Genomic DNA, 7,848 nt, shown 5'->3' on the forward strand with positions numbered 1-7,848 from the left:
CAACTGATTTACCAGCTACCCGGACATCGTACGACGTCGATAACCGGAAGAATTTCTGCACCAGCGTCACTTCCTGGGCTTGTTCCAACGTTGTGTCTAATTGTTTAATCCGTTCGGTTGCCTGATCAGCCGCCTGAACGTTGCCAGTCGTGAACAGTATCACCGCTGTCACAGCTGCCAAACTTAATCCTAGTCTTTTCAATTGCATCCCTCACAATCTGATTTGCCTACCAGTATAAGCATTTGCAAATGAAAACACCATAACAAACGCTATGGTGTTACCGGTTATTTAATCTTGCTGATCTGTTGCGTCATCAATCAACTCAGTCATTGGTAACAATTTCAAACCTGGATCGGCCACTTGTAGACTAGCCTTGAAGGCTTCAACTTGTTCTGCTACTTGTTGCAGAACGCTATCATATTCGCCTTGTAAGCCTGACACTTTAAATTGTTTACGGGCCATCAATTGTTGCTGAATCGTTTCGGCAGCCATGCCGATACCAGCAACGGCGGCGTCAACCGCCAAACCTTTCGCAACGCCCGACCCCCGTTTCGTCGTGCCTGTGCTGTTAGTTTTCTTCCGTAACTTGGCTGCTTGTGAAATCGCCATTTGCCCCGCTTGCAACACAACTGCTCGCTTAGTTGCGTTGCTAATCGACTTTCCGGCCGGATTAGTGGCCAACTTCACGTAGTTGGTTGGCGTCACCACTGATAACTGCACGTCATGCACCAATTCCGCATCAAATTCAAACTGTTGCGTCGCTTCATCGGTCATAAACGCCACGACCATATTACGCATGGCTTCATTAACATCTGCCACCAATTGTGTTTCAAACCGGTGCGCCACAATGTTGAATTCACTCGTTGAAATCGTATTCGCTTTATACAATTCCGCTAGCTGTGCAATCGCGGCCCGCCGACTTTGCTTCATCGCTTTGAACGGCAAGGCCAATTTACGATTAATCGTCATGTTTAACCGTGTATCCGTCGCCCGTTGTTTTACATCATCTCCCAAACGCTGAGCGCCTCGTTTTACTGCCTGCAGATTTTCTGTCAACTTTGCCATGTTCAATTCCCCCAAATTGCTTTACATTCATTATACCGGAAATTTGGTGGCGACCATACATTCTTCACCCAAACTTGTTACAATGAAGTCACTACGAAACGAGGTACCGTTATGATTATAGTTACTAATGACACCCAACCGCGCCGTTTATCAATGGCGCGGTTTTTATTATGACGGTCTTCTTTCGCCAATGTCGTCACCATTTAGTCCCCCTCCGAAACTGTTAACCCTGTTGCAATTCCTCTATAAACTACAAATGAGGCACCGGCGCACCGGTACCTCACAAGATAGTTTTATTGTAGCATGAAAAATTTTGTTCAGCAATTAATTTTCAGCCATTTGCCAAAATGTCAGTTCATGCTGATACGACGTCGCGTAAATGCCCGCATAGTCAATTGTCGCTGACTGGCTTTGCTGTAAGAGTTGCGCCACGGTTGCCCAGCTCCAGGTAACCGCACTTTGATAAGCATCCCCCACATAGTACGCCACCCAGTCTGTGTATCCACTGGGGGCTACACCCGCTTGGGCTAATTTTTGCGCAATCAGGCCGTACGATTCCGTACAGGGTAATAACGCTAACATGCTAGCTAACGGATCACCTAGTTGCACCGTCTGATCAAGATGCGCCAAATATGCCAAATTATGGGGTGCCGGATCAATCTGCTGAAAACGCTCACTAGGTTGCAACCCTAAATGAGCATCTTCCTCATCGGCTGTCACAGCGGCTCGACGCCGTAACGTCGGTGGCAATTGTTGCATCGTTTGCGCAAGTAACGCCTCAAAACGCCCCACGTAATGGGCATCTTGGGCAACATAGTAATCCCGGCTCGCCTGGCTCAAGTCACCCGTGCGAATGCCTTGCACGAACGGGGTCGCCATAATCTCCGTCAACCATTTCGTTTGAATTTGTTCGAGCTCTGCTTGCTTCATTCTGCCATCCCCCATAATCTGGTCATCTCCTGTACAACCGTCGTGGCATCAGGAGCCTGACTTAGCAAACTGACCACCGCAACACCATCTAGGCCCGTCCGAGCCAGCGCTGGTAACGTTGCTAGACTGATACCACCAATCCCGACGGTTGGCAAATGGTGTTCATTATGGGCTAACACGGTCGTTAAACCGGCCAAGCCCAACGGATCGGCAGCATCCGCTTTCGTCGTCGTGGCAAAAATTGGCCCGACCCCCAGATAATCCAGTCCGGCCACTGCTTGTGCGGCCTGCATTTCATCCACATTACGCACCGACAGACCAACAATCATCTCGGGTGGCGTCTCCGCAATCACCGTCCGAATATCACGGTCATCTTGGCCAACGTGGATGCCATCCGCCCCAATTGCTAGCGCAAGATCGACATCATCATCAATAAAAAATCGGACATTAGCAGCCTTGGCGGCAGCTTGTAATCGACGCGCTAACGCCAAACGGGTGGCCGAATCTGTCAGCCCAGCCCCTTTTTCCCGGAACTGATAGGCAGTAATCCCGGTTTGCATCATCGCCACAATTTTGGCTTCATATTCCGACAAGGTCAATGTTGGAAAGTCCTGTGAGCCAGCTACAAAATAGCGTTGTAAGTCATCTTTATTCATCCCGTCACCCAATGATTCAATGGTCCGTGTCCATGACCGACAGCAATTGTTTCTGAAATCGCTGCTGTCATAAACCGCTTGGCATCTGGCATCAACGCAGCTAGTGTTTCACCCTTAGCCAAATGCGCTGTGATATACGCCGACAATGTATCGCCGGTGCCGTGGGTACGGTTCGTTGCCACCCGCGGCGCCCGGAGCCAGAACCCCGTCCCGTCGGCTAGTGCAACATAGTCTGCCACTTCATCTGAGCGACTGTCAGCCAAATGGCCACCCTTTAAGACGACATTTGCTGGTCCGAGGGCCCGTAAATCATGCGCAGCCGCCACCATCGCGGTTTCCGACGCAATTGGCCGGTCAAGTAATACACTCGCTTCCGCTAAATTAGGTGTCATCACCGTCGCCAGTGGCAGTAATTCGGCAACCAACACAGCCACTGCGTCATCCGTTAGTAATGGCGCGCCACCTTTAGCGACCATGACTGGGTCAACCACCACAAATGGGATTTGGGCTTGCGCCAAATTATCCGCCACCGTTTGGACTCGTTCCGCATCAAACAAAGCACCTGTTTTCACCGCTTGAATCGATAAATCTGCTAACACACTATCAAACTGGGCAGTCACAAAGTCGGCTGGGGTGGGCAAAACAGCTTGTACGCCCAACGTATTTTGCGCGGTTAAACCCGTGATAATCGACGCTGCATACACGCCTTGGTTATGAAAGGTTTTCAAATCGGCATTAGCCCCGGCACCACCACTGGCATCAATGCCCGCAACTGTCATGACTTGTGGTACGTCAATCATGCGATCACCTCCGCTTGGGCCATTTGGTACAGTACATCAAACAAGGTCGCAACAAACGTGCCGGGTTGATTAGGCCCCTGTGCAGTTGCTTGTTCCCCAGCTTGGCCCAGCACTTGCGCAGCAGTCTCACCAGCCAACAGATAATCATCGGTCACGGCGACAAACGCGCCAACCATGCCACTTAACATATCGCCGGCACCGACATTCACCGCCAGCAACGGTGAATTGGTTGTCACTTGGCGAGTTAACTGACCATCGGTAATCACATCAATAACGCCTGTTTGCACAATCGTGGCGCCTGTTTGTTGGGCTGCGTTCACGGCATTTTCCACATGGGCGTCAGTATCATGGGCATCAATTCCTTGGCCCGCCACAGTCACTCCAGCAAACCAGCCGATTTCAGCCGCATTGCCTCGAATGACATCGACTTTAATCACGTCTAGTAAACGCGTCACAAACTGCGCCCGGTACTGCATCCCCACCGCCACCGGATCCAAAACAACAGGCTTGTGTTGCCGGTTAGCCGCTTGCCCAACCGCAACAAATAGTGGCCAGCGGGCTTCCGATAAGGTACCGGTATTCAACACGACAGCATCGGCGATGGCCACCAGTTCTTCGGCTTCGGTCACCTCATCGGTCATTAATGGGGATGCCCCCAATACATTAATTGCATCGGCAACCCGTTGCATGGTTACCAAGTTCGCCACATTTAATACCAGTGGCTGTTGTTCACGGATATTGGTCAATAACGTTGTCATCATTCCTCCTAGAAACTAAAAAATCGACCAACCCGCGTAACAAAAAACGGATCGATCGATTTGAAAGACATTCTAGTCGGTCTACCATCTTCCCTACGCAAGTCTTAACTCAACAGGTTCAAAGGGTCCGGTTTCCCGTCTCAGCCAAATGGCTCCCCTAGTGGTGAATATTTAATTCTTCTTTAGTCTAGCAGAAGTTGCGCAAAAAACAACCAACGCTTTGCTGTTGTACCAACTGATTTTTTGCTAGACTGAGCATAAGGAGGCGGTATCATGACATTATTATTGGGGATTATCATGCTCGGACTCGGCTTATTAGAGATCGTGCTGTCAAAGCGTTCGGTCAAAACCTACGAAAAGGTGGCCCGCCCGACTGACTCACCATTTAAACTATTGGGGTTTGGTTACGGTTTTTACATTGGCATCGTCATTGCACTTTTGTCACTCGGTCCCATCATCACCGGGATTATGCAACTCATTTAACGATTAACAGGCTGACCTAGCGTCAGTCTTTTTTACTACATAAAAACCCGTCAGCCACCACAGCCAACGGGTATCCCGACGTATCACGGCGCACACTAATCCCAAATTAGTGTGACGCAGCCATTCCATTGTTTGCATCGTGCTTATGCGACGCCACCTTTGCTGACACCACGTCAGCAACATCTTCATCATTCTCATCAATCTTAAAGATTGTCTTGTAACCAGCAAATGAAACCGCTGCGGCAATCAAGCTAAACAAACTAAATAGAAATGTCATCATGATACGAACCCCCTTAATATCGATGCGTTCCTTTTTCCCTTGTCATTATAATAACCCCCTGGCCCCTGTATTAGCGGATATGGTTGCAAATTGGCCTAGTTTGCGACAGTTTTAACAATCACCGGCCATTCTTACCAAAAACAAGCCAAATTCAGCTCAATTCCGGGACGTTTCTTACTTTTTAGCACAAAAAGAAGCGAACTAACACAACCTTTGTGTCAGCTCGCTTCATAATGTGCCGGATTTTCCGGATTTACTTCAAATTCCAAGCGGGGTACTGTGAATTGCCAAACAACTTTTTAATTTCAGCCTTGGTGGCCTTGGTTTGGTATACCTTCACAATTTGCTTATACACCTTCTTATTAGCCTCCGTCTTACGGGCTGCAATCAAGTTAATGTACGGATCAACATTTTTCTTCAAATTTTGCGTTAACAAAATATCCTTGTCCGCTAACTTGGCATCGTGGGCAAAGTTACCGTTAATCACCGCTGCATCCGTAGTCTTCAAGGCTGAGACAGCTTGACCAGCGTCAACTTCCTTGATGTTCAACTTCTTGGGATTCCAGGTAATATCCTTCGCTGTTGGATCGGTCACCTTGGTGTTGTACTTGATCAACTTGGCTTGCACCAGGACATTCAAGGCACGTTGCTCGTTCGTCGCATCGTTTGGCACCGCGATTGTGGCCCCTGACTTGATGTCACTCAGCTTGTCGGCTTTCAACGAGTACAACCGCATTGGTACAATTACCGTCTTACCAATCGACGTCAACTTGCTACCCATTTTCTTATTCTGATCATCAAAGAAAATCCTGGTTTGGAAGGCATTCAAATCCAAACTCCCATCGACCAACGCCTGATTTGGCTTCACATAGTCATTGAATTCCTTCAACTTAATCGTGATGCCATACTCTTTCTTGGCGCGTTGCCCGATGTTTTCCCACAATTCGCGGGCCGTATCCCCGACCACACCCACTGTGACCGTCTTATTATCGGCTGCCAACACACCTTGTTCTTGGGCGGCGACGCCAACCCCGGCCGTAACCAACGCACTAGCCACTAACAAACCCAACTTCACTTTATGCATAAAATATCCCCTGTTAACTATTTACTTCAACGTAATATCCCAAGCTGGTAGCTCGGCTTGACCCCATTCAGACTTCAAGTAAGCCTTAGTGGCCTTGGTCTGGTAAGCCTTCACCACTTCCTTGTAAATCTTCTTATTTGCGTGCTTCTTTGACGCTGCAATCACATTAATCCATTCAGCTGACTTCTTGTTAACCGGCTCAACATAAATAGCCGAGCTCAACTTAATCTTGGCTTGTTGCGCGTAGTTGGTATTAATGACTGCGCCAGCCTCAGACTTCAAAGCCGTTGGTGTTTGCGCAGCATCGACTTCCTTAATCTGCAAGTTCAACTTGTTCGTCGCAATATCCTTCACCGTTGGCAAGGCCACATCCTTCAAGGTAATTAAGCCAGCTGATTGCAACAGAATCAATGCGCGAGCTTCATTCGTGGCATCATTTGGCACCGCAATATTGTCACCCTTTTGGAAATCCTTAGGTGACTTGTGCTTCTCAGAATACAAGCGAATTGGCGTGATAATCGTCTTACCAATTGCCTTCACAGAATTACCGTTAGAGTGGTTCCAGTTGTCAAGGAAGTAGTAGTGTTGGAACGCGTTCAGGTCCAATGAACCATCTGCCACTGCCTTGTTTGGTTGGTTATAATCCGAGAATACCTTCGTCTTTAGCGTAATGCCGTATTCCTTCTTAGCCGTCTTGGCGACCGTCTTCCACAAACCAGCATCCTGGGTACCCACAATTCCGACGGTGACCGTCTTTGAATCTGCACTGGCCGTCACGGCTGGCAAGGCCACTGATCCGGCCAAAACAGTTGCTGCAATTGCTACCCCAAACTTCAATCCATTTGTCGTCATAATAATTTTCTCCTATCTCCTAATAACCAATTAATCTGCTAATTCAGCGTAAACATCATCAAAGCGTTGCTTAATGTAGGCCGCCGACTCCGTTAACTTTTGTTGTTCACTGTCCGTTAATTGCAGTGAGGCCTTATGTAATACCCCAGCACGTCCCACGACCACGGGGTAAGACAAGTACGTTTCCAAATCCGTTTGATAGGTTGAAACCGGCAAGACTTCATGTGAGTCTGAGAGCACCGCTTCAACCAAATGGATCGTGGCACTTGCAATGCCGTAACTGGTAAATTCCTTACCCGCATAAACGGTGTACCCACCACGGCGGGCTTCATCTTCCAAGGCATCCAAATCCAAATCGGCGTCATCACCGACTAATTCACCATGGACGCGGACCGTTGACCAAGCCGTGAACTGCGAATTACCGTGTTCACCCAAGTTGTAACCGCTCACCGACTTGGGATTCACGCCCAACGCAACGCCAACCGCCCGTTGCATCCGCGCCGTATCCAGTAACGTCCCACTACCGATAACCCGATTTGCTGGGAACCCAGTAAAGCGTTGGTACAAGGCCGTGATGACATCGACTGGGTTCGTCACCACCACTAAGACGCCATGGAACCCAGATGCCACAATCTTATCGGCAACCCCACGCACCTGTTGCTTGGTGAATTGCAGTTCAACAAAGCGATCACCAGTCGCCTGACCGGTCTTTTGTAATGAAATTTGTCCCAGCGTTGAAATGACAATATCCGCATCATTCAACGCTTGCCAGTCATTCACCACAATGTGAACGTCATACTTCAAATTCGCTGCCGCATCTTGAAAGTCCAAGGCCTCTGCTTCCGCTTTAGCGCTGTTGGTATCGATGAAAATTAATTCATCTGCGCCATTCGTGGTTACCAACCCGTGCGCAATGGCGGCCCCGACGTGTCCTAACCC

General features: G+C 48.9%; 11 protein-coding genes and 1 riboswitch. Of the genes, 1 reads left to right on the top strand and 10 read right to left on the bottom strand.

Annotation, left to right across the window (positions count from 1 at the left end):
- The 6 genes from WEIDD23_RS13830 to thiM form a co-directional block, all read right to left on the bottom strand.
- A partial coding sequence (locus tag WEIDD23_RS13830; RefSeq protein ID WP_207644215.1) for a hypothetical protein occupies positions 1–208 on the bottom strand: 208 nt, incomplete at its 3' end.
- A gap of 81 nt (positions 209–289) precedes the next feature.
- Positions 290–1,066, bottom strand: a complete 777-nt coding sequence (locus WEIDD23_RS11690) for a hypothetical protein (protein ID WP_010370620.1) — start codon at positions 1,064–1,066, stop codon at positions 290–292.
- 324 nt (positions 1,067–1,390) lie between these two features.
- On the bottom strand, positions 1,391–1,996 hold the full coding sequence (locus WEIDD23_RS11695; protein ID WP_010370617.1) for a TenA family protein: 606 nt from the start codon (positions 1,994–1,996) through the stop codon (positions 1,391–1,393).
- Positions 1,993–2,652, bottom strand: a complete 660-nt coding sequence (thiE, locus tag WEIDD23_RS11700) for a thiamine phosphate synthase (protein ID WP_010370613.1) — start codon at positions 2,650–2,652, stop codon at positions 1,993–1,995. Before thiE ends, WEIDD23_RS11695 begins: the two co-directional genes overlap by 4 nt.
- Positions 2,649–3,452, bottom strand: coding sequence for a bifunctional hydroxymethylpyrimidine kinase/phosphomethylpyrimidine kinase (gene thiD / locus WEIDD23_RS11705; protein ID WP_010370611.1), 804 nt, complete (start codon positions 3,450–3,452; stop codon positions 2,649–2,651). The genes thiE and thiD overlap by 4 nt, the downstream gene beginning before the upstream one ends.
- Entirely contained in the window at positions 3,449–4,213 is a 765-nt protein-coding gene (gene thiM / locus WEIDD23_RS11710) for a hydroxyethylthiazole kinase (protein ID WP_237342672.1), read from the bottom strand. The genes thiD and thiM overlap by 4 nt, the downstream gene beginning before the upstream one ends.
- Positions 4,214–4,283: 70 nt before the next feature.
- Positions 4,284–4,379, bottom strand: a riboswitch (TPP riboswitch).
- A 104-nt stretch (positions 4,380–4,483) separates the two neighbouring features.
- Here thiM and WEIDD23_RS11715 point away from each other — a divergent pair.
- Positions 4,484–4,693: a hypothetical protein gene (locus tag WEIDD23_RS11715; RefSeq protein ID WP_010370603.1), complete on the top strand. Its 210-nt coding sequence runs from the start codon at positions 4,484–4,486 to the stop codon at positions 4,691–4,693.
- Between the two features lie 106 nt (positions 4,694–4,799).
- On the opposite strand, the gene WEIDD23_RS13835 is transcribed toward WEIDD23_RS11715, so the two are convergent.
- The 4 genes from WEIDD23_RS13835 to WEIDD23_RS11730 form a co-directional block, all read right to left on the bottom strand.
- Entirely contained in the window at positions 4,800–4,973 is a 174-nt protein-coding gene (locus WEIDD23_RS13835; protein WP_010370600.1) for a hypothetical protein, read from the bottom strand.
- Between the two features lie 253 nt (positions 4,974–5,226).
- Positions 5,227–6,057, bottom strand: a complete 831-nt coding sequence (locus tag WEIDD23_RS11720; RefSeq protein WP_010370598.1) for a MetQ/NlpA family ABC transporter substrate-binding protein — start codon at positions 6,055–6,057, stop codon at positions 5,227–5,229.
- Positions 6,058–6,078: 21 nt separating this feature from the next.
- Positions 6,079–6,909 (bottom strand): MetQ/NlpA family ABC transporter substrate-binding protein, encoded by an 831-nt coding sequence (locus WEIDD23_RS11725; protein ID WP_010370596.1) that lies wholly within the window; start codon positions 6,907–6,909, stop codon positions 6,079–6,081.
- Between the two features lie 30 nt (positions 6,910–6,939).
- The coding region (locus tag WEIDD23_RS11730; RefSeq protein ID WP_082778352.1) for a lactate/malate family dehydrogenase at positions 6,940–7,848 on the bottom strand (909 nt) is incomplete at its 5' end.

It is taken from the genome of Weissella sp. DD23 (assembly GCF_001579105.1).
GTDB lineage: Bacteria > Bacillota > Bacilli > Lactobacillales > Lactobacillaceae > Weissella > Weissella cibaria.

What these genes read in the sequence shown, in the direction of transcription:
- WEIDD23_RS11690 (WP_010370620.1), bottom strand. Translation starts at nt 1,066, where the DNA reads ATGGCAAAGTTGACAGAAAATCTGCAGGCAGTAAAACGAGGCGCTCAG.
- WEIDD23_RS11695 (WP_010370617.1), bottom strand. Translation starts at nt 1,996, where the DNA reads ATGAAGCAAGCAGAGCTCGAACAAATTCAAACGAAATGGTTGACGGAG.
- thiE (WP_010370613.1), bottom strand. Translation starts at nt 2,652, where the DNA reads ATGAATAAAGATGACTTACAACGCTATTTTGTAGCTGGCTCACAGGAC.
- thiD (WP_010370611.1), bottom strand. Translation starts at nt 3,452, where the DNA reads ATGATTGACGTACCACAAGTCATGACAGTTGCGGGCATTGATGCCAGT.
- thiM (WP_237342672.1), bottom strand. Translation starts at nt 4,213, where the DNA reads ATGATGACAACGTTATTGACCAATATCCGTGAACAACAGCCACTGGTA.
- WEIDD23_RS11715 (WP_010370603.1), top strand. Translation starts at nt 4,484, where the DNA reads ATGACATTATTATTGGGGATTATCATGCTCGGACTCGGCTTATTAGAG.
- WEIDD23_RS13835 (WP_010370600.1), bottom strand. Translation starts at nt 4,973, where the DNA reads ATGATGACATTTCTATTTAGTTTGTTTAGCTTGATTGCCGCAGCGGTT.
- WEIDD23_RS11720 (WP_010370598.1), bottom strand. Translation starts at nt 6,057, where the DNA reads ATGCATAAAGTGAAGTTGGGTTTGTTAGTGGCTAGTGCGTTGGTTACG.
- WEIDD23_RS11725 (WP_010370596.1), bottom strand. Translation starts at nt 6,909, where the DNA reads ATGACGACAAATGGATTGAAGTTTGGGGTAGCAATTGCAGCAACTGTT.